Source organism: Candidatus Koribacter versatilis Ellin345, assembly GCF_000014005.1.
GTDB classification, from domain to species: Bacteria; Acidobacteriota; Terriglobia; order Terriglobales; family Acidobacteriaceae; genus Korobacter; species Korobacter versatilis_A.
On sequence record NC_008009.1, the window covers coordinates 2,974,158 to 2,995,614 of the forward strand.

Annotated in this window: 17 protein-coding genes; 12 read left to right on the top strand and 5 right to left on the bottom strand. The window is 58.7% G+C overall.

The genetic code is table 11. The features are described 5' to 3' along the window. Window positions 1-45 precede the first annotated feature (45 nt). Window positions 46-1,794 (top strand): glycoside hydrolase family 13 protein, encoded by a 1,749-nt coding sequence (locus ACID345_RS12985; RefSeq protein WP_011523321.1) that lies wholly within the window; start codon window positions 46-48, stop codon window positions 1,792-1,794. Window positions 1,795-1,841: 47 nt separating this feature from the next. Here the strand turns inward: ACID345_RS12985 and ACID345_RS12990 are convergent, their stop codons facing one another. After that, window positions 1,842-2,840 carry a hypothetical protein gene (locus ACID345_RS12990; protein WP_011523322.1) on the bottom strand — a complete coding sequence of 333 codons (999 nt, stop codon included), beginning with the start codon at window positions 2,838-2,840 and terminating at the stop codon, window positions 1,842-1,844. An 81-nt stretch (window positions 2,841-2,921) separates the two neighbouring features. Between ACID345_RS12990 and ACID345_RS12995 the strand changes: the two genes are divergently transcribed. Together ACID345_RS12995 and ACID345_RS13000 are read left to right on the top strand one after the other, a co-directional pair. Next, a complete protein-coding gene (locus ACID345_RS12995) occupies window positions 2,922-3,623 on the top strand; it encodes an HAD family hydrolase (protein ID WP_011523323.1) in 702 nt (233 codons plus the stop codon). A gap of 3 nt (window positions 3,624-3,626) precedes the next feature. Further along, entirely contained in the window at window positions 3,627-5,486 is a 1,860-nt protein-coding gene (locus ACID345_RS13000; RefSeq protein WP_011523324.1) for a type II secretion system protein GspD, read from the top strand. 57 nt (window positions 5,487-5,543) lie between these two features. Here ACID345_RS13000 and ACID345_RS13005 read toward each other — a convergent pair whose 3' ends face one another. Further along, a complete protein-coding gene (locus ACID345_RS13005; RefSeq protein ID WP_011523325.1) occupies window positions 5,544-6,389 on the bottom strand; it encodes a DsbA family protein in 846 nt (281 codons plus the stop codon). A gap of 13 nt (window positions 6,390-6,402) precedes the next feature. Beyond that, on the bottom strand, window positions 6,403-8,046 hold the full coding sequence (locus ACID345_RS13010) for an NAD+ synthase (protein ID WP_041856654.1): 1,644 nt from the start codon (window positions 8,044-8,046) through the stop codon (window positions 6,403-6,405). A 223-nt stretch (window positions 8,047-8,269) separates the two neighbouring features. On the opposite strand from ACID345_RS13010, the gene ACID345_RS13015 reads away from it, so the two are divergent. Both ACID345_RS13015 and ACID345_RS13020 read left to right on the top strand, forming a co-directional pair. Beyond that, window positions 8,270-8,641: a response regulator gene (locus ACID345_RS13015; protein ID WP_011523327.1), complete on the top strand. Its 372-nt coding sequence runs from the start codon at window positions 8,270-8,272 to the stop codon at window positions 8,639-8,641. A gap of 45 nt (window positions 8,642-8,686) precedes the next feature. Then, on the top strand, window positions 8,687-10,021 hold the full coding sequence (locus tag ACID345_RS13020) for an NAD(P)/FAD-dependent oxidoreductase (RefSeq protein ID WP_011523328.1): 1,335 nt from the start codon (window positions 8,687-8,689) through the stop codon (window positions 10,019-10,021). 54 nt (window positions 10,022-10,075) lie between these two features. On the opposite strand, the gene ACID345_RS13025 is transcribed toward ACID345_RS13020, so the two are convergent. After that, on the bottom strand, window positions 10,076-10,492 hold the full coding sequence (locus ACID345_RS13025; protein ID WP_011523329.1) for a hypothetical protein: 417 nt from the start codon (window positions 10,490-10,492) through the stop codon (window positions 10,076-10,078). 137 nt (window positions 10,493-10,629) lie between these two features. On the opposite strand from ACID345_RS13025, the gene ACID345_RS13030 reads away from it, so the two are divergent. The 5 genes from ACID345_RS13030 to ACID345_RS13050 all read left to right on the top strand — a co-directional run bounded on the left by ACID345_RS13030 (window position 10,630) and on the right by ACID345_RS13050 (window position 15,482). Then, window positions 10,630-12,237: a tetratricopeptide repeat protein gene (locus ACID345_RS13030; protein WP_011523330.1), complete on the top strand. Its 1,608-nt coding sequence runs from the start codon at window positions 10,630-10,632 to the stop codon at window positions 12,235-12,237. A 16-nt stretch (window positions 12,238-12,253) separates the two neighbouring features. After that, a complete protein-coding gene (locus ACID345_RS13035; protein ID WP_011523331.1) occupies window positions 12,254-13,570 on the top strand; it encodes an NfeD family protein in 1,317 nt (438 codons plus the stop codon). A 123-nt stretch (window positions 13,571-13,693) separates the two neighbouring features. Continuing rightward, window positions 13,694-14,467 carry a slipin family protein gene (locus ACID345_RS13040; RefSeq protein WP_011523332.1) on the top strand — a complete coding sequence of 258 codons (774 nt, stop codon included), beginning with the start codon at window positions 13,694-13,696 and terminating at the stop codon, window positions 14,465-14,467. 24 nt (window positions 14,468-14,491) lie between these two features. After that, window positions 14,492-15,091 carry an SPOR domain-containing protein gene (locus ACID345_RS13045; RefSeq protein ID WP_011523333.1) on the top strand — a complete coding sequence of 200 codons (600 nt, stop codon included), beginning with the start codon at window positions 14,492-14,494 and terminating at the stop codon, window positions 15,089-15,091. A 64-nt stretch (window positions 15,092-15,155) separates the two neighbouring features. Next, window positions 15,156-15,482, top strand: coding sequence for an ArsR/SmtB family transcription factor (locus tag ACID345_RS13050; protein WP_083763742.1), 327 nt, complete (start codon window positions 15,156-15,158; stop codon window positions 15,480-15,482). A 251-nt stretch (window positions 15,483-15,733) separates the two neighbouring features. Here the strand turns inward: ACID345_RS13050 and ACID345_RS13060 are convergent, their stop codons facing one another. Further along, the gene (locus tag ACID345_RS13060) at window positions 15,734-18,865 is read right to left on the bottom strand and encodes a VPS10 domain-containing protein (RefSeq protein WP_011523335.1); all 3,132 of its coding nucleotides are present in this window, start codon (window positions 18,863-18,865) and stop codon (window positions 15,734-15,736) included. A 241-nt stretch (window positions 18,866-19,106) separates the two neighbouring features. On the opposite strand from ACID345_RS13060, the gene ACID345_RS13065 reads away from it, so the two are divergent. Beyond that, a complete protein-coding gene (locus ACID345_RS13065; RefSeq protein ID WP_011523336.1) occupies window positions 19,107-19,949 on the top strand; it encodes a hypothetical protein in 843 nt (280 codons plus the stop codon). Between the two features lie 289 nt (window positions 19,950-20,238). Then, complete coding sequence (gene lpxB, locus ACID345_RS13070; RefSeq protein ID WP_011523337.1) at window positions 20,239-21,387, top strand: lipid-A-disaccharide synthase; 1,149 nt, start codon at window positions 20,239-20,241, stop codon at window positions 21,385-21,387. Window positions 21,388-21,457: the final 70 nt, after the last annotated feature.

Consider the following 21,457-nt stretch of genomic DNA (forward strand, 5'->3'; position numbering starts at 1 on the left):
CCTCAGCAGTGTAGAATCGCATCGCTTCGCACTGCTGAGGACCCCATGACCTACTCCGCGCGCATCGCGCTCGCCTTCTTTTCCCTATTCCTCTTCCTCCCGAAAATCAGTTTCGCCGTCGATCAAGCCCTCAACGGCTACGAGCCCAAGTGGTGGAAAGAAGCAGTTGTATACCAGGTCTATCCGCGCTCGTTCAAAGACTCCAACGGCGATGGCATTGGCGACCTGAAGGGCATCACCTCGAAGCTCGATTACCTGCAATCGCTCGGCGTGGACGTCATCTGGCTGAGCCCGCACTACGATTCCCCCAACGCCGACAACGGCTACGACATCCGCGATTACGAGAAAGTGATGAAGGAGTTCGGCACCATGGCCGACTTCGACGAACTTCTCAAAGGCGTGAAGGCTCGCGGCATGCGCCTGGTGCTCGATCTCGTGGTGAACCACACTAGCGACGAGCATCGCTGGTTCGTCGAGAGCCGCAAGTCGAAGGACAATCCGTATCGCGATTACTACATCTGGCGCCCCGGCAAAGACGGTGGCCCGCCGAATAATTACACCTCATTCTTCTCCGGCTCCGCGTGGACGCTCGATCCCACGACCAACGAGTACTACCTGCACTGCTTCGCGGTGAAGCAGCCTGACTTGAACTGGGACAACCCAAAAGTCCGCCAGGAAGTGTATTCCCTGATGAAGTTCTGGCTCGACAAGGGCGTGGACGGATTCCGCATGGACGTCATCCCCTTCATCTCGAAACTGCCCGATCTGCCGGACATCCCGCCCGAGTATCGCGAACGTCCGCAGTACTTCTACACCCAGGGGCCGCATCTGCATGAATATCTGCAGGAAATGAATAAAGAGGTTCTCTCGAAGTACGACATGATGACGGTCGGTGAGGCGTTCGGCGTCACGCTCGAGGGCACTCCGATGCTGGTGGATGAGCGCCGTCACGAACTCAACATGATCTTCAACTTCGATGCGGTGCGAATTGGACATCCCTCGACACCATGGATCGGCTGGACACTGCCAAAGCTGAAAGCGATCTATACCGACGAAGACCAGAAGCTGGATCAACACAGTTGGAATACGGTCTTCCTGTCAAACCACGACAATCCCCGCGTAGTCTCTGCCTTTGGCGACGACTCTCCGGAGTGGCGCGAGAAATCAGCGAAGCTGCTCGCGACGATGGTCCTCACCCTCAAGGGCACTCCGTTCATCTATCAGGGCGACGAACTCGGCATGACCAATTATCCGTTCAAGGGCATCGAGGACTTCGACGACATCGAAGTAAAGAACGCGTGGAAGGAATACGTGGAGACTGGACGCATCAGCAAAGAACACTTCCTCGACAACGCCCGGCGGGTGGCACGCGACAACTCGCGCACTCCGATCCAGTGGGATGATTCGAGCAATGGTGGCTTCACCACCGGCAAGCCCTGGCTCGCGGTAAACCCGAATTACAAGAAAATCAATGCTGCAGAGGAGCAGAAAGACAAAGACTCCGTCTACCAATACTTCCAGCGCATGCTGGCCTTCCGCAAGACGACCAAGGCTTTCAGCTACGGCGATTACAAGGACCTCGATCCGCAAAACGAAAAGATCTTCGCCTACACGCGAACGCTCGGAAAAGAGAAGTATCTCGTCGTGCTTAATTTTTCGAAGGATGCGCTGAAGTATTCCCTGCCCGGAGTGAAGGCGGGAAAACTGGTGATGTCGAACGAAGGTGCGGCGGAGGAGAACGCGACCACGCTAATGATGAAAGGCTGGGAAGCCCGGGTTTACAGAGTCGAGTAAGCCAAGTGGGTGCCCCACCCTTCCCCGAACCGGAGAGTGGGATGCGACTACTTCGGCGGTTGCGGTGTCGTCTCTCCCTTTACGGTCTTCTTCGGCGGCGCATTCACCTTCGGATTTTGCTTCACCGTACCGTTTTCTTCACTTTCACGCATGGTTGAGAAGCTGGTCTTCTGCCCGTTGGCGTCGGTCTGCATTTCGGCGCGGCTCGCGGCCTCAGCGGCGCGGTTCCCTTCATCCTCGGTCTGCCCGATACCCTCCGCGTTCAGGTACGTCGGCTTCTGCTGCTTGTCCCGGGTTACTTCGCTCTTCTCGTTCGCCTGGTTGTAAGCCTGCGGATTCATCGGCGCCACGCCTTTGTCGTTCGAGTCGCGAGTTTTTGCATAACCTGCCGCGGAACTCGTCGGCGCCGTGGTCTCGCCTACACTTTGGGTGTCCGAGGTCGTCACAGAAGAACCGTGTACCCCGGTGTGACCGCCCGCAGGATAGACCGCATGTTCTTCGGTGCTTGTGCTCACCGTCCGGGTATTCGCAGCGGCAGCCGACGTCTCTGCAGCGTTGGAACTCATCTGCACGCTGCTATTGAGCTGCGTATTGGCATCGTCGTTCACCGGACGCTGCATGAGCGCCATCAGCACAACCTGCCCCGTTCGTAGTGCCCCATTGTTGGGGACAGTCGAACACTTATCGGAGATCTGTTTTACGTCCGCAAGCGTCAGGGTGTCGCCCGTGTCGGCGTTCGCGGGCTTGCTGTCGCCGTCCACGCTCTTCACCGAGCCGCTGATCTCCACCGTCTGCCCGATGAACTGCTTCAGGCGATCGGTGCTGCCTTCGAGCTTGAACGTCTTTCCACTGACCTGGTCGGTGACGGTGTAGTTGTCACCTGCGCTATTCAGGCAGCCGCGGACCGTTTGCGGTTTCACTGTGGATTGATCCGGCGTCGGGGCCGTTTGATTGGCTTGGATCTGTTGCGGGTCGGTTGTCATCTCCGAGGTTTGGCAGAACCCGGCAGTGGCGACGAGGCAGAGGGCAAACGTGAGCGTTTTCATAGACCACCCCTTCGTTTAGAGGGGCAGAGTTGACTCAGGGTTGTAGCCCGGCGTTCATCTCTGCACTGGTAGACTAGTCGGGTGAGCGAGACTAGTACCCTGCCCGCCACGAGCGGCTTCGATTGGCACGGCTTCGATGCCTATTTATTCGATATTGACGGCACCCTGCTCAACAGCCGCGACTGGGTGCATTACAACGCCTTCCATACGGCGTTGCAGCACGTCTATCAGTGTGATGCGAGGATTGATAATGTCCCCGTTCATGGCAATACCGATATCGGGATCCTGCGCGCCGCCGCTGCCCTCTGCGGCGTCGGAGGCGAACGCTTCGAGCACGGCTTGGTTGAGGCCCAGAAATTGATGGCTGGTGAGGTCGAAAAGCATGCCGATCAGCTTCGCCCTGAGCTCTGCCCGTCCATTCGCGAGTTGCTGGATCGATTGCATGTCGAAGGAAAGCTGATGGGCGTTTGCACCGGCAACTTGCAACGGATCGGCTGGACCAAGCTGAAGGCTGCCGGAATCCGCGACCGTTTCGCTGTCGGAGGCTTCAGCGATCACCACGAGTTTCGCGCTGACATCTTCCGCCACGCCATGGAGCAAGCCACGAACCGTCTCGGCAGCAACGCAAAGGCCTGCTTTATCGGCGACACTCCCAACGACATCCATGCCGCGCAGAAACTCGGAATGCCGGTGGTCGCCGTCGCCACGGGCATTTATCCAATCGAGCAATTGCAGGCGTTGCATCCCACGCACTGTGTCCCGTGTTGCAAGGAGCTTCTCTAACCGATGAGGACAGCTCTTTGGGGTGCGATTCTACTGGCTGCCGCGAGCGTCGCGGCACAGGACCTGCCGTCTCCGAATACACCGGCGGTTGAGGCCAAGGTGCCGTCGCAGAAAGCGGAAAAGCCCTCGAAGAGCGAAGAAAAACAGGCGAAACACGAGTTCTCAGAAGGGATGAAGCGGCAAAAGGCCGGAGACTTGCAGCAGGCCTACGAACATTTCGAAGCCGCTTCCCGTCTGCTGCCGAAAAATGTTGAATACGCCACTGCCCGCGAACTTACGAAACAACAAGCGGTAATGCAGTTCATTCAGCGCGGCAACACCGCGATGGAAAAGGGCCTGACTATCGAAGCCCAAGGCGACTATCGCATGGCGCTGCAGATCGACCCCGACAACAACTTCGCGCAGCAGCAGCTCAAGAACGCGCTCCCCGCGCTCCCATCAACCGGTTCTCAGATCCGCTTCAGCGATTCGACTGACGATGCCGAGTATCGCGCGCCGGTCATGCTTGCTCCCGAAAAGGTAAAGAAGGACTTCCACTATCGTGGCGACTCGAAGGGTCTGCTCACGCAGGTGATGCAAGCCTACGGCGTGACCGCCACGCTGGATGATTCCGTGCCCTCGAAGCGAGTCCGCTTCGACTTGGATGCGACGGATTTCGAGCATGCCACCGAGGCCGCAGGCACCATCACGAAAACTTTTTGGGTGCCACTTGGACTGCGCCAAGTCTTGGTACTCGCCGACACGCCGGCAAACCGTCGCGACAACCAGCACATGGTTCTGCGCACCTTTTACTTCCCTGACGCGACCACGCCGACCGACCTTCAGGACCTGATTAACGTCTTCCGCGTGATCTTCGACGTCCGCTTTGTGGTGCCGCAACCCAGCAGGAACAGCATTACGGTGCGGGCCCCGCAGCCTACCATGGAAGCCGTTACCCAGTTCTTTTCCGATCTCGACGCCTCCCGTCCGCAAGTTGCGCTGGATGTCAGCGTCTATCGCGTAAGCGGTACCCTGACCCACCAGTTAGGAGTTCAGCCGCCGAATCAATTCACGACGTTTAACCTCGGCAGCGTGCTCGCAGGACTCGGCGCCACGAATTTGCAGTCGCTAATCAATCAGATCATTTCTTCCGGCGCGATCAACCAGGCGAACGGTACCGACATCTCGGCGCTTATCACACAAGCCCTCGGCAACACGCAACTGGCCACGCTTTTCCAGACGCCGTTCGTTACCTACGGCGGAGGCCTGACGCTGATGGCACTCACCGTGCCCGGCACCACGCTCAATCTCAACTTCAGTAAGGCGAATTTCCAGAACCTCGCGCACATGCAGTTGCGAGCATCGCAGAACAACGCGGCAACCATGCGTATCGGTGAGCGTTACCCGATTCTGAACGCGACCTTTGCGCCGATCTACAACACTCCACAAATCAGTGCTCTGTTGCGGACGGGAACCTACGTAGCACCCTTCCCATCGTTCAATTACGAGGACCTCGGTTTGACGGTGAAAGCCACGCCCTCGATCCAAGGCAATCGCGACGTGCGCCTCAACCTCGAGATGCAGATGCGCTCGCTCGGCGCCGGAACCAGCAACGGCATGCCGATCATCAACAACCAGGAATACAAGGGCACGATCTCATTGAAAGACGGCGAGCCGGGCGTCGTCGTGAGCTATTTGACGGAGAGCGAATCGCGATCCATCTCCGGTATACCAGGCTTAGGTCAAATCCCCGGACTCGGTTCGGCCGTGGCAAGCACCGATCGCGAGGGCGTGGAATCCGAGCTACTCGTCATCATCACGCCTCACGTGCTCAAGGTCATCGAGCCCAAGATGGATACGATCGCCATGCCCCGGGGCACCTAGCGCTCTATCAAATCAAAAAGCCCGCCGTGTTGGCGGGCTTAATTCATTCCAGCGATCTTACTTCGCGTTCTTCGCGGCAAAATCCACCAACTGCTTAAAGGTCTCCGCAGGTAGCGAATTAAACGAGCTCACCTTACGTCCGTTGATGAACAGCGTTGGCGTAGACGTGATAGCCAGGCCCTCTCCGAGTTTTTCGGAAGCCTGAACATTGGCTCGAGTCTTGGGATCGGCGATGCATCCTGCAGTCTTTGCCGCATCGGCACCCGCCTCACCAGCGTACTTTTTTAACGAATCGTCGGCGTTCTGTTCGTTGATGTCCTGCTGGTGCTCGTAGACGCCGTCAATGAACTTCCACGCCACCACATCGTCAGTCTTCAGGCAATCCACATACAGTGCCGCGCGCGCAGCCCACGGATGCAACTTCTCCAACGGGAAGTTCTGGAAAATCACGCGTACATTCGCGTTTTCCGTCTGCATCTTTTCGATACTTGGTAATGCTGCTTTGCAAGCCGGACACTCAAGATCGGCAAACTCGACAATCGTCACCGGCGCGTTCTTCGGGCCTTTGCTTGGCCCATCGGCCTTTTGCAGCGCCGCGCGATAGCGCACGAACGGGTCCGCTCCAAAGTCCATCAACTGCCCAATCAGCGCAAACTTGCCGTCCGGCGAGACGAAGAAATTCAACACCTGGTCGCCTTGCGCCGTGTTTAGCAACACCGTCACTTCGGTAAAGCCAGGGGCCTCCGCCGGTTTCGTCGAGACCGATTTCACCGTAACGCCGTTGTCGTAGCCAATCATCTGGCCGATAAACGAGCGCACCGTTGCTTCGGGAACATTGCTCTGGGCAAAAGCCGCGGCGGCGAACACAAGGGTGGCAAGGAGTAACGAAATTTTCTTGATCAACGAGATGCTCACTTTATGCAAGATCGGAACGTGCGGCGATCGGGAAACGTCGTCCTACGCCAAATGCCTTGGTGGAGATTTTCAGTCCGGGTGCTGCCTGCTGACGCTTGTATTCCGTACGCTCAATCAGCGCGATCACCCGCCGCACTAAAGCAATGTCGAAGCCGTGGGCCTCGGCAATCTCCTTTGCGGACTTCATCTCTTCCACGTAGTCATCGAGGATAGCATCGAGCACCTCGTATTCGGGCAGGCTGTCCGTGTCTTTCTGGTTCGGACGCAACTCGGCGCTGGGCGGCTTCGTAATCGTGTTTTGCGGAATGATCTCGCGCCCGCGGTTCACGTAGTGCGATAGCCGATATACCATCGTCTTCGGCACGTCGGAGATCACCGCCAGCCCCCCGGCCATATCCCCGTAAAGCGTGCAATATCCAACCGCGAGTTCCGACTTATTGCCGGTGCTCAGCACCATTGCGCCGAACTTGTTCGACAGCGACATCAGGATATTGCCCCGCGTCCGGGCCTGGATGTTCTCTTCCGTCGTGTCTTCGTGGAAGCCCGAGAACACGGGTGCGAGCGTATTTCGAAAAGCCTGCACGACATCGCCAATCGGAACGATCTCAAACCGAATCCCGAGGTTCTCTGCCAACGCGGCAGCGTCGTCAATGCTTCCCTGCGACGAGTACGGCCCCGGCATGCCCACACCCATCACGTTTTCCGCGCCAAGCGCATCCACCGCAATCGCAGCGGTCAGCGCCGAATCAATGCCGCCACTCAACCCGATAATGACCTTGCGGAATCCGCATTTGCCAACGTAGTCGCGCGTGCCGAGCACCAATGCCGCATAAGCGTTCGCGTCTTCGCTCCCGAGTTCTGGATGGATATCGCCCGTAAGCGCATCGGTATCGCAGAAAATTAAATCTTCTTCGAACGACCGCGCTTGCGCGATGACTGAGCCGTCCGGCCCGATCACCACGCTCGAGCCATCGAACACGATCGAGTCATTCCCGCCGACTTGATTGCACATCGCGACAACCGTGTGATACTTGCGCGCGATCGCGGTCAACATTTTGCGCCGCAACTCTTGTTTGGCCACGTAAAACGGCGACGCCGAAATATTCAGCAATAACTTTCCGCCGCCAACCATCAGGTCTTCGACAGGATCGTTGCCATACAAGCGGCGGTCCCAAAAGTTCTTATCGTTCCACGCGTCTTCGCAAATCGTCAGCGCGATGGACGTGCTTCCCTGGCAGAACAACTCCTGGTGGTCCGCAGGCGCGAAGTTGCGCATCTCGTCGAAGACATCGTAGGTCGGCAGCAGCCTCTTCGACTGCACATGAACGATGCGTCCATCGCGCAGCACCGCCGCCGAATTCATCACCGATTTGCCCGTCTTCCCATTCGCCGGCGTAACCAAACCGGCGACGACGGTGATCCCCACCGTCATCCGGGCAATGGCTTCGGCAATCTCGCGATTGTGCGCAACGAACGTCGCGCGCTCCACCAAGTCCCGCGGCGGATACCCACAGATAGAGAGCTCGGGAAAGAGAATCACCTCGGCTCCAGCCGTGCGGGCGCGGGCAGCGTAGTGAACAATCTTTTCGGCATTCCCCACGAAATCGCCAACCGTAGGGTTGATCTGACCGAGCGCAATCTTCACAAATCCAGTGTAACGGCCAGCAAACACTCACGCCAAGTTGGTCCGGTCGATTCGCGGCCGGGTATCGCGCGATCTACCCACGCTCGGGCATACCGCTAAGTCCGCCACTGGATTCACCTTAGATTGACCGAATCTGGTTGACGGGAATTCGTCGAGCGCCAAACAATCAATCAACGTCCTAAAATTTTGTCCCAAGTTCCAGTCGCATGGCCGGAGGTCCCCTATGGCAGCGGCAAAGCCTACTCTTCTCTGCGTTGATGATGATCACAACGGATTGATGATCCGTGCCCTGGTGCTCGAGAAGCTCGGTTATACCGTCCTCACCGCCAACGATCCCCAGCAAGCCCTCAAAATCTTTCGACATTCCGAGATCGACGCCGTCCTGCTCGATTACTACATGCCCCTGGTTGATGGAGCCTACGTCGCGAAAGCAATGCGATATCTCAAGCCCAAAGTGCCGATCGTGATGATCTCTGGCGCAACCGCCCTCCCCGCCGACGCGCTTAAAGATACCGACGGCTTTGTGCAAAAAGGCCTGTCGCCCGTAGACATGACCGACGTTCTCAGCAAGGTGCTGCTTCACCCCTCCGCCTGAGCAGATTTGATGTAACCACCACGCACTTTGGTGTATCTGATAAGTATGACGGATACGAGAAGCGCTCGCGTGGTAGTCATCGGCGGCGGCTTCGGTGGTCTCGAAACCGTTTCCCATCTCAAACACCAACCGGTGCAGATCCTCCTGCTCGATCGCAAAAACCATCACACTTTCCAGCCACTGCTCTACCAGGTCGCGACCGCAGGGCTGTCGCCGGCGGAGATCGCTGCACCGCTGCGTTCGATCGTGTCGAAACAGAAGAACACTGAAGTCTTGCTCGCGGAAGTCACCGGCTTCGATCTCGCGCGCAAGATCGTGCACACTGTGGACGCAGAAATCGAATACGACTATCTCGTCGTCGCTGCCGGAGCGCGGCATTCGTATTTTGCCCATGACGAGTGGGAACCTCTCGCGCCCGGGCTCAAGACCGTCGAAGACGCTCTTGAGATTCGTCGTCGCGTGCTGCTTGCGTTTGAAGAAGCAGAGCGCCAGGCCGCGCTGCACGGCCATCATCAGGACATCACGTTCGCGATCGTGGGTGGCGGACCCACCGGGGTCGAACTCGCCGGAACAATTTCCGAAGTCGCCCGCACCTCGCTCCCCCGTGACTTCCGCAACATCGATCCTACGCACACGCGGGTGATTCTCATCGAAGCCGGACCGCGAGTTCTCGCTGCCTTTCCGGAAGACCTCTCGGCAAGTGCGGAACAACAGTTGCACAAACTCGGTGTGGAAGTCCGCACCAGCACAATGGTCACGCAGATCCTTCCCCACGAAATCCATATGGGCGATGTGGTGTTGCCGACGTCGGTTACGCTGTGGGCTGCGGGTGTCTTTGCCTCTCCGCTCGGCCGCGCTTTAAGTGAACAAGTAGACCGCGCCGGTCGCGTTCCCGTGCAGCCCGACCTCACGCTTCCCAATCATCCCGAAGTCTTCGTGATCGGCGACCTCGCTACCATCAAAAACCCTGACGGCAAGCCGGTTCCCGGCGTCGCGCCCGCCGCCATGCAAATGGGACGCTTCGTCGCCAAAACCATCAGCGATGATCTCGCCCATCGTCCGCGCACCAACTTCGTTTACAACGACAAAGGTAATCTCGCCACCATCGGCCGCAACGCCGCCGTCGCCCAGTTCCCTGGGTTCAAACTGACCGGTTACTTCGCGTGGCTGTCCTGGCTCTTCATCCACATCTTGTTCCTCATCGGATTCCGCAATCGCCTGCTCGTAATGATCGAATGGGCATGGTCGTACCTCACTTACAAGCGCAGCGCACGGCTCATCACGGATGAAGTCGGCCGCCTCCGCGAGCAACGATCTTCGCCCGACTCCCACAATGCCGAAACGCCTCCTGTGGAAGTGATTGAAAGGCGAAGCGCTTAGAAATAGAAAAGCCCCGAATCGCTCGGGGCTTTCTTCTGCGCAATTCACAACCGCCTAGTGAGGCTGATTTCCGGTCGCATCCGGATTGCCCGAATCCTGCGGCTTATCCGACTTGGGCACGCTCGTGTCCTGCTGCGGCGAGCTGTTTGGATTCGCAGCGCCACCCGACGAAGTCGTATCCGTCGGCGTGCCACTCGGCTTGGTCGTATCGGTTGACGTCGTACCCGGCGCGCTCCCCGTCTCCGACGGATTGCCCGGCATCGGCGTCTGGCTGCCCGTGTTGTCCGGAACCGTCGAAGGCGTCGCATTCGGGTTGGCCGGTTGCGGGTTCGTGCTGTTGCCGCCGTTGGGTGTCTGTTCGCTCATCGGCTGGCTGGTGCTGGACTGGCCGCTCTGCGAGGACTGGGACTGCGCCACCGCGAACGTGGCCGATAACAGCGCGATCGTGGCAATCGAAGCTAGCTTCTTCATGATGTTTCACTCCCTTGGGGACATTCGAGTGGCGGCATTGGTTAGAGCGCTTCGGGCGCCACGCAGGTTGCCGGGCTGAGGAACAACATCGCGAGCTGCCGCTATAATCGCCTTATCCCGAGTTTCGACGGACTACTTTGAATTTTCGCCGCGGCCTCATTCTCGTTTTCTGCTGTTTGCTGCTGAGCCTTACTGCTGTTGCCCAGGCACACGCGGGGGCACAAACGCTCCTCGTCCTCCCCTTCGACAACGCATCCCGCGCCCCAGGCCTCGAATGGATCAGCGAGTCCTTCCCTGAGTTGCTCGGTCAGCGCATGGCCTCCCCCTCAACCTATGTCATTAGCCGTGACGAACGCCTGCTCGCCTTCGACCGCTTCGGCATCCCTCAAACCCTTCATCCTTCCCTCGCCACGCTCTATCGCATGGCCGAGCAAATGGACGCCGACTACGTCGTTATCGGCCACTACACGTTCGACGGCAACACTTTCACCGCAAATGCGCAGCTTCTCGACATGAAGTCACTGAAGTTGGAGCCATCCGTCACCGCTAGCGGCCCGCTCACCACGCTGATGAATATCCAGAGCACCCTCGCATGGGACCTGATCGGCGAAATGCAAAGGCAGCCGACTGGCTCGAAGGACGAGTTCCTCCGCGCCTCCTCCGGCATTCGACTCGACGCCTTCGAAAACTACGTTCGTGGCATCACCGCCGGCACCCGCCAGGAGAAGATCAATCGCCTGCGCGAGGCCAACCGCCTCAGCCCGAATTACACCCGCGCCACGCTCGCGCTCGGCAAGGCTTATCTCGACAATCGCGACTACGATCAGGCCGTCAACTGGCTCTCGCGAATTCCAAAAAACGATCCGCTCGCAAATGAAGCCAGTTTCGATATCGGCATCGCGGCCTTTTATCGTGGCGACTTCGAACGCTCCGCTGAGGCCTTCAATTTCCTGCTGACCCGTTTGCCCATGCCCGCGATCTACAACAACCTTGGTGTCATCGCCGCCCGGCGCGGCCGGAAAACCGAAGCAGACCTGCTGCAGAAAGCTGTCGCTGCCGATCCCACCGACGCCGACTACCGTTTCAACCTCTCTGTTGCGCTCGCCCGTGGCGGCGACAACGCCGGCGCAGTGCGACAACTTCGCGACGCCCAAAAGACCCATCCCGACGACGCAGAGATCAAGTCTCTTCTGGATCAGCTTCAAGGCGCGGCAGTCTCCAACGTTTCGCACACCCAGGCAGCGCAGCTCAAACTCCCTATGGAGCGCCTGAAACGCACCTACGACGAAACTTCGTATCAGCAAGTGGCCATGGAAATCGAGAACGTCGCTGAGCAGCGCCTCGCGCAGGCCGATCCCAAGACTCACGCTGCCTACCATCTCGAACGCGGACGCGATCTGTTGAACCAGGGCTTCGCCGCGCAAGCCGAAAAACAATTCCGCGAGGCGTTGCAATACGATCCAAACAATGCCGTTGGTCATGCAGGCTTGGCACGCTCGCTTGAATCGAGCGACCCGGCGGCCTCCGCGCGCGAAGCCGACGCATCCCTCAAACTCCAGTCGAATGTCGACGCCTACCTAGTCGTGGCACGCTTGGCCGTCGCCCGCAAAGACACCCGCAAAGCGAATGACGCTGTCGATTCGGCCTTGAAACTTGAGCCTGCGAATTCCGCCGCACTGGCACTCAAACGAAGCATAGAATCAAAGGCGGGTCAGGCCCCGCCATCCGGCAGCACGCCGGAGTAGCGCTTCGGAGGTCACCATGCGACGCCTGTTGCTGCTTTTCGCCGCGCTCTGTATCGCCCTGCCGTCTCTCGCGCAAGTCGTCCGCCTCAAGCTCGACGACACCATTCAGCCGGTCTCCGAGGAATACATCAGCCGCGGCATCGATTACGCCGCAGAGCACAACGCACAGGCTGTCTTGATCGAGTTGCATACCCCCGGCGGCCTGGTCACCTCTACGCGCGCCATCATCTCGAAGATCCTTGGCTCCAAGGTTCCCGTAATCATTTACGTCTATCCGACAGGCGCGAATGCAGCTTCCGCGGGTTTCTTCATCCTTGAGTCCGCCGACATCGCCGCCATGGCGCCCGGCACCAACACCGGCTCTGCCCATCCCGTCTCGCTGGCCTTTGGCGTAGCGCAAACAAAGGAAGACGACACGATGAAGGCCAAGATCGAAAACGATCTCGCGGCCTTCCTTCGTTCATACGTCTCCAAGCGCGGACGCAACGTCGCTCTCGCCGAAACCGGCGTACGCGAATCAAAAGCCTTCTCCGACCAGGAAGCCCTCAGCCAGAACCTGATTGACGTCATCGCCAAAGACGAGCAGGACCTGCTCTCACAAGTGAATGGCCGCACCGTAAAACGTTTCGACGGCAGCACGGTCGTCATGAAAATCGCCGCTGCTCCCATCACCGATTACGACCGCTCGCTCAAAGAACGCCTCCTCGGCTTCCTCGTCGATCCCAATATCGCGTTCCTCATTTTCGCCATCGGCGCCATCGGTCTATACGCGGAGTTCAATCATCCCGGCGCGATCATCCCCGGCGTTGTCGGAACCGTCTGCATCCTGCTTGCGCTATTCGCGTTCCATTTCCTTCCGATACGTTACGCAGCCGTCACGCTCATCCTCGCCTCGTTTATCTTCTTTGCGCTCGAAGCTAAATTCGCCACCCACGGAATTCTCGGCATCGCCGGTATCGCCTGCCTCGCTCTCGGTGGCATGTTGCTGGTGGATGGTCCCATCCCCGAAATGCGCGTCAAGTGGGAAATGGCGCTCTCTGTCTCGGTCGCCTTTGGCCTGATCACTGTCTTCCTGATGACCATCGCCCTCCGCGCGCGCCGCAATAAGGTGACCACCGGCATTCAAGGCCTGCTGGGCCAGACCGGCGTCGCCCGTTCGCCGTTATCACCAACCGGCAAAGTTACGGTCATGGGTGAGATCTGGGACGCCGCCTCGCTGGTACCCGTCGCAGCCGGCGAACCGGTCGTTATACGCGGGATTGACGGGCTTACCCTGCGCGTCGAGCCCGTCGCACAATCTGTCGCCGCACGAGAAGTCGTATTACAGCGTTGAAATAAGCTCGATTACCATTCCGGCGCAGAATCTCCCCTCCGCATGGCAACGGCGTAATCTCGCTTACTGTCGTGCTCAGCATCAGATACAATCCGCGAAGAGTCTCTAGTACCGGAGGCAGCCATGCCCGCGTTTGCACCGATCGCAATCATCGTCGTCATCTTCATCTTCTGGGTCCTGAGCTGCATCAAGGTCATCCCCGAGTACGAGCGCGCCGTCATCTTCACGCTTGGCCATCTCAACCCGCAACCGAAAGGTCCCGGCCTGGTGTTGATCTTCGCTCCCTTGCAGCGCGTGGTCCGTGTCTCGCTGCAGCAGGAAGCGATGGAAGTTCCGCCGCAGGACATCATCACTCGCGACAACGTCACCCTCAAAGTGAACGCCGTTATCTTCCTCCGCGTGATTGATCCGAACCGCGCCATCGTCCAGGTCTCGAACTATCGCTACCAGACCTCGCAATTTGCCCAGACGACGCTGCGCTCCGTCCTCGGCGAAGTTGACCTCGACGAGTTACTGGCTCACCGCGAGAAGATCAATCTGCGATTGCAGAGCATCCTCGATCAGCACACCGATCCCTGGGGCGTGAAAGTCACCAGTGTCGAAGTGAAACAGGTTGATTTGCCGGAGAGCATGCAGCGCGCCATGGCCAAACAGGCCGAGGCAGATCGCGAAAAGCGATCGAAAATCATCCACGCCGAGGGTGAATTCGCCGCTGCCCAGCGCCTCACCGAAGCCGCCCATCTGCTCTCCACCGAGCCTGCCTCCATGCAATTGCGCTATCTCCAAACCCTCACCGAAATCGGCGTCGAGAAGAACACGACGGTAATCTTCCCCGTTCCGGTAGATATGCTACAGGGCATCCAGCAAATCATTAACAAGGCCGTGACGAAGCCGTAATGTAGTAGCGAGGCTTTGAAGTAGATGCAATCTCAGGACACTGAAATCACCCTTGGGCTCGGAAAACTGCTCGGGCTCTTTCTTGTACTCGCAATTCTCTGCGGCGTCTTCTTCAGCATCGGCTACTCGTTCGGCAAGAGTTCCGCGAAGGGCGCCGCCACAACCGCCGACGCTTCCCTCGCCTCCGAGCCCTCCGGCCCCAAGCCAGCCGGCAGCGTCTCCGCGAAGTCAGCTCAGCCTGAGAACAAGCCCGACCTCACGTTCTACAAAGCCGTCGGTCAAAAAGAGCCCGACGCCAATCTGCAGAAGCCCGAGCCTGAACCCGAGGTCACGCCTGCTCCCGCGCGCGCTGCCGACCCCATGACGCCGAAATCCGTCGCGCCCGAAATCGCTCGCCCCGGTTCCGGGTACGTCGTGCAGGTCGCCGCCGTCAGCAAACAGGAAGACGCTCAAGCCCTCGCCGACGCTCTGCGCAAAAAGAGCTACGCCGTCCTGATCGCTACCAACCCGCCCAACGACAAGCTCTACCACGTGCAAGTCGGCCCCTTCGTCGACATCGCCACCGCCGAAGACATGCGGACGCGCCTCGTAAGCGACGGCTACAACCCTATCCTTAAAAAGTAATCGGTTTTCGTTTCGGGAAAGCGTGCTGCGGCGCGCTTTTCTTCATGCTGCAACGCAGCGAAGCATGGCTATATTGATGGCCATGAATACCAAGAACGGAAACGGACATCATCTCACTGAACAACTGCGTGCCGTTGCCGATCCCACCCGCCGCCGCATCCTCAGAATGCTCGGCGAAAAGGGCCATTGCTCCATCGGGGAATCTACCGGCCTCTGCGCCCGCGACATCGAAGCCAAAATCAAACTCTCGCAACCAACGGTTTCGCACCACATGAAAATCCTCGCCGACGCCGGCCTGATCACCGGCCAACGCCGCGGCCAATGGACGTGGTACCGCCGCGACGAAACCGCAGTACGGCAGATGACGAAGAAGTTCAGGGAAGAACTTTGACCTTAACCGCGCCGCGTCTCGCGTTCGACTTTATGTCTGGCTTTGTATCAGGGCAGCGCTTTAGCGCTGCCGATTTCAGCAACCGAAGAAAATCGGCTTCAGCCGCTGCTTCGCCCTCGTCATCAGGAACCGTGTCCCGCAGCCGATTCGCCTTGTAGTCGTAGTTAGGATCGTAATCGACCGTCCCAAACAACTTCAGAATGTCACTCTGCTTCTTCTTGGTGAAAGCTCCTCCTAATTCTCCGTCGATCCTATTCCACCCCCAGCCTAACCGCCCCGCTCTTCTGCATCGCCTCATTCAAAGCAGGCACATCCGTCTTCCGAATCTCTTCCCACCTGGCGATATTTGCATCCGATTGCTGAGACAGATACTCGTACACCGACTTCTCCTGCGTAGTCGGCGGCGCATCCGCAATATCAATGAACGCGGCAAACGTGGCCCACTGCTCGTTCAGCATGTTCGGATACCGCAGGTTCCCTTCCGTGCTCTTCAGCTTCACCTGGATCAGCTGTTCCTCCACGCCCGACATCTTCTTATCGAGCGCCTCCGCCTGTTCCAGCAACTGCTTCCCTTGCGGATTTTCGCCCACCCACTTCTTCAGTGTCTCCAGCTTCTCCCGCAGGTCGCGGATCTGGTTCACCGCCGTATGCAGTTTCGTGATGCGCTCGCGCACTTCAAGTTCGAACGCCACCTGCTGTTCGATCCCCTGCGCGACGTCCGCAGAATCCCGCGGATCCGCCTTCAGTTCCCACGGCTGTTCAGACTTCCGCCCGTCCACTGTGAGCCGGATCGTGTACTTCCCCGGCGCTGCCACAGGTCCTTGCGGCGGCAGGCCTTCGTACACCGCGCTCGGCGTCTGCGTCGGATCCTCCCACCGCAAATTCCACGCAAAACGATTCAACCCAGCCTTCGCCGGAATCAAGTTCGGAGGCGCTTCCAGGTCCGGCCACTCTTGCGGCTGCTCGTTGGCGGCCTTCTTTTCGCGGTCTGAGAACTTCTTTACCAGCTTGCCGCTCGAATCCAGAATCTCCAGCGTAGCCTCAGTTTTCGGCGCATCCTTCAAGTAATAGTAGAAGGTCGCTCCGTTCGGCGGATTGTCCCCCACAGGTCGCCGCCGATCCACTCCATCCGGATAGTGCACTCGATGGCTTTCCCGCGGCCTGTACAGCACCGCCTCCGCATTCCCACCGTCCAACTCCCGCAGAGGCGTGATGTCATCCAGCACCCAGAACGACCGCCCATGCGTCGCCACCGACAAATCATTCGCATGAATCACGAGGTCATGAATCGGCACCACCGGCAGATTCAGTTGCAGCCGCTCCCAATTCGCCCCATCGTTGAACGACACATAAACGCCCTTCTCCGTTCCGGCGAAGAGCAGTCCCTTGCGCACCGTGTCCTCACGCACGGCATGCACGTAAGCATTCTCCGGAATACCTGCAGTGATCGCCGTCCAGGTCTTGCCGAAATCGTGCGTCTTGTAGATGTACGGCTTAATGTCATCCAGCTTATGCCGATCCACCGCGATATACGCCGTCCCCGCATCAAACGGTGACGCCTCCACCAGGCTCACCGTGCTCCACTCCGGCATCGCTTTCGGCGTAATGTCTTCCCAGTGCGCGCCGCCATCGCGCGTCAGCTTCATCAGTCCGTCGTCTGTGCCCGCCCAGATCAAGTCCTTCTGCTTCGGCGACTCCGCCACCGTGAACACCGTGTCGTAATACTCCACAGTCGTAATGTCCAGCGTGATTGGCCCACCCGATGGCGTCTGCTTCGACTTATCATTCCGCGTCAGGTCTGGCGAAATCTCCTTCCAGCTCTGTCCACGATCGGTAGTTTTGAAGATGCGATCGCCCGCCGTGTAAATCGTGTTCGGATCGTGCGGCGAGATAATGATCGGCTCCGTCCACTGGAAGCGGATCTTCTGCTTGTCCGCGCCCTGTCCCGACGTATCCAGTGGGAACGGCGAAATGTCCTGGATGGTCTCGCGCGAGCGGTCGTAGCGCGTCACCACGCCTCCGCCATCGCCCGCATACACAATGTTTGCGTTGTTCGGGTCCGGCGCAATATAGCCGCTCTCGCCGCCGCCCACCGCGTACCAATCCCAGCGCCCAATCACGCCTTCCTGCTCATCCATCGTTGCAATCCCGACGGTCGAGTTGTCCTGCTGCGCGCCGTACAGGTAGTACGGATACCGGTTGTCCGCCACAATGTGGTAGAACTGCGCCGTCGGCTGGTTCTGCTGCGTCGACCACGTCTTCCCGCCATCGAGCGAGATCGTCGCCCCGCCATCATTGCTGTTGATCAGCCGATCGCTGTTCTGCGGATCAATCCACAGCCCATGATGATCGCCATGCGGCGCCGGCAAAAGATCAAACGTCTTCGCGCCGTCCGTAGATTTGAACGCACCGGTATTCAGCACATACACGGTGTCAATGTTCTTGGGATCGGCAAAGATGTGCGTGAAGTACCACGCGCGCTGCCGATAGCGCTCATCATCGTTGATGCGCGTCCACGTCGCGCCCGAATCTTCGGAGCGGAAGATGCCGCCCTCTTTCGCCTCGATCAGCGCAAACACCCGCGTCGAGTTCGCCGCCACCGCAATCCCAATCCGTCCGTAAATCCCCTCCGGCAGCCCATGCCCTTCCAGTCGCTTCCAAGTCGTGCCGCCATCAGTGGACTTATACAGCCCGCTCCCCGGCCCGCCACTGCTCATGTTCCAGGGCTTGCGCACCACCTGCCACAGCGCCGCGTACACGGTATTCGCGTTGTTCGGATCGAACTGCACATCGATCGCGCCCGTCTGATCGTCCTTGTAGAGAACTTTCTCCCAGGTCTTACCGCCATCAATCGTGCGGAACACACCGCGCTCCGCATTCGGCCCAAACGCATGTCCCAGCGCCGCCACAAACGCGCGGTTCGGGTTCTTCGGATCAACAATTAGCCGCCCAATCTGCCTCGTGTCTTCCAGTCCAATGTGCTGCCAGTTCTGCCCGCCATCCACGGATTTGTACACGCCGTTGCCGTAAGTAATGTTCCCTCGGATGCAAGCCTCGCCGGTCCCCACATACAGCACGTTGTGATCGCTCTCAGAAACCGCAATCGCCCCGACGGAAACAATCCCGTCCTTATCCGCAATCGGCTTCCATGTCCCGCCCGCATCGGAGGTCTTCCACACGCCGCCCGCGACAGCGCCAAAGTAAAACGTCGCCGGATCCCCCGGCACGCCCGTCACGGCCAGCACACGTCCGCCGCGGAACGGCCCAATCTGCCGCCACTTCATCGCGCCAAAATTCTGTTCGGAATACTGCTGAGCATGAAGAGAAGAAGAGATAACCAGGAGCGCAAAAACCAGCGCCAGGAAGCGCGAGCAAATTCTCATGAAACGATCACCCGTTCGATACGAAGAGTGACGCAATGGTAATGGCAAGGGACGAAGTTGGCAAAACAGCTGAACTTATATCAAAGCGGATTTGTGAAAGGGCACGACTTTAGTCGTGCCGAAAGTGCCGAAAAGGACCGGGCTTCAGCCCCTGCGTTGACGTAGCTGTCGATCTCTCGGTCCACGAGCGCAACACCTAGATCACAACGATTCCGTCTGGCTCTCGTCTAAAATCACGCCCATGATCCGACCCACTGTGCGTGCGCTACTACCTATTGGACTGCTGTCCATTTGCGCTCTCGCGCAAACTCCGAGTCCTCAGACGCTCTATCGCACGTCGGATGTCGTATTTCTCGGAAGGCTCGACGCGCTCAAAGACAACGGGACCCTTCGCATCGCGACGTTTCGTATCGACCACGCTGTGAAAGGAATCACCTCTGAAAAGGTCGTCGTTGAAACGCCCAAGAACTCCGAGTGTCACGCCTTGGAGGAGCAGCATTCTTATGTCGTCTACGCGCAGAAGCACCAAGGCTTCTTATGGCTCGATCCGTGTGCCGGCACCAAATTACGAACCCAAGGACAAGAGGATCTGCGGTTTCTGCATACCGTGGACCCGGCAATCTCGCCCTCCTGCGATGCCGATCATATGCGGAAGCTTGCAAAGAAAACACCGATCATCGTCGAGGCCGAGCTGATCGATACGGAGACAACTGCGGCCTACAAGAGTGCGGACGTAAACCAACTCTTGACCTTCCATCCATGGTGCGGATTCGTCTTCAGCACCGAGGATGCCTATTACAAAGTGGATCGGGTTCTCAAGGGTGAATTGAACGACACGTACTTCGTTGGGGAACACTTGATCTGCTGGGACACTCTCACAGTCGACGGTTACAATCCGGAGCTCTCATCCTCGCTGTTTGTTCCGGGGAACAAATTGCTGCTGTTTGTGAAACCCGCAACCGACCGGGGGGTTCGACCCGTACCTCCCCCCAACAAGCATGCGTTCCTAGCCTCCGATGGTGACTGCAGCGCCGTCCTTGCCGACAGCGCGGCCGCGGGATTTGCCCGCGAGAGTCTCCGCTGAACGTCCCCAACGTGATCTCCCTCACATCGCCTCGCGACCCACATCACATCCTTCGACCTGCGCCCCATATATCCTGTCCACTGGCCCATTCCCAGCACCTACCCAGTTCTTTGAAATCTCTGAGCCTCTGTGTCTCTGTGGTGAAAACGATGCCTCCCAAACCCAATGCTTTGAAGAATTTAGCTATAACTCCTTTGGATAGAGGAATTTGCGAGACATCCACCAGCTAAGTCTCGCGTTTTGAAGAATTTGCATTCCAGAAGGGGGGAGGGGGTACACTTTCTACCAGATGCTGAAAGTCCTCATCTCCGCCGGCGAAGCCTCCGGCGAAATGTACGGCGCCGCGCTCTTAGACGCCCTGCGCAAGCTCTCGCCCGACCCGGTCGAGGCCTTCGGTTTGGGCGGTGAAAAAATGCGCGCCGCCGGCTGCGACATCATCGTGGACTCCAAAGATGTCGCCGTCGTCGGCATCGCCGAGGTCGTCGCCCACCTCCCGCGCATCTACGGCGAATTTCACAAGCTCCTGCGGGAAGCCGACCGCCGCAAGCCCGACGTCGCCGTCTTAATCGACTTCCCCGACTTCCACTTCCGCCTCGCGAAGGCGCTCCACGCACGCGGCATCCCGGTCGTCTATTACGTCAGCCCGCAGCTCTGGGCCTGGCGCCGCGGACGCATCAAGCTCGTCCAACGCTACGTCAAGAAGATGCTGGTCATCTTCCCCTTCGAGGAGCAGTTCTACCGCGAGCACAACGTGGAAGCCGAATTCACCGGCCATCCTCTCGGCGAGTTAAGCGTCACCGTCGATCCCCGCACCGAATTCGCCGTCCGCTACGGTCTCGACCCCGCCAAGCCCTGGGTCGGCATCCTCCCCGGCAGCCGCCGCAAGGAAGTCCAGATGATCCTCCCCACCCTCATCGACGCCGCAAAAAAACTCGGCCCAGCCAACGAGTACCTGCTTCCCGTCGCATCTACTCTCGACGCGGGCTGGATGCAGGCGCAATTGCTTGCAATTCCTCAGCCGCCGCGGGTCACATTAACCAGTGACGCACGTCAAACACTGGTACAGAGCCGCGCAGCCATGGTCGCCAGTGGTACCGCTACGGTGGAAGCCTCGGTACTCGGCACGCCGTTCGTAATGGTGTACCGCGTCGCGCCGCTTAGTTGGAGAGTCGGCCGCCGATTGGTGAAGTTAGATCGTTTTGCGATGCCGAATCTAATCGCCGGACGCGAAGTCGTCCGCGAGCTGGTGCAAGAAAATTTTACGGCCGACAAAGTTGCGGCCGAAGTAAGCGCCCTGATTGAGGATGGCCCGCGCCGCGCGCAGGTATTGAAGAATCTGGCCGAAGTTCGAGAGCACTTGCAGTCAGGCCGAACGAATGAGTCGGCGGCAGAACGCGCAGCCCGGTCAGTTTTATCAGTTGCGCAGCGGAAGGATTGAGAGTTTCGTATCAGGGCAGCACCAAGGCACAAATTCAGCTGTGCCCGAGAACACAAGGTTCGTATCAGGG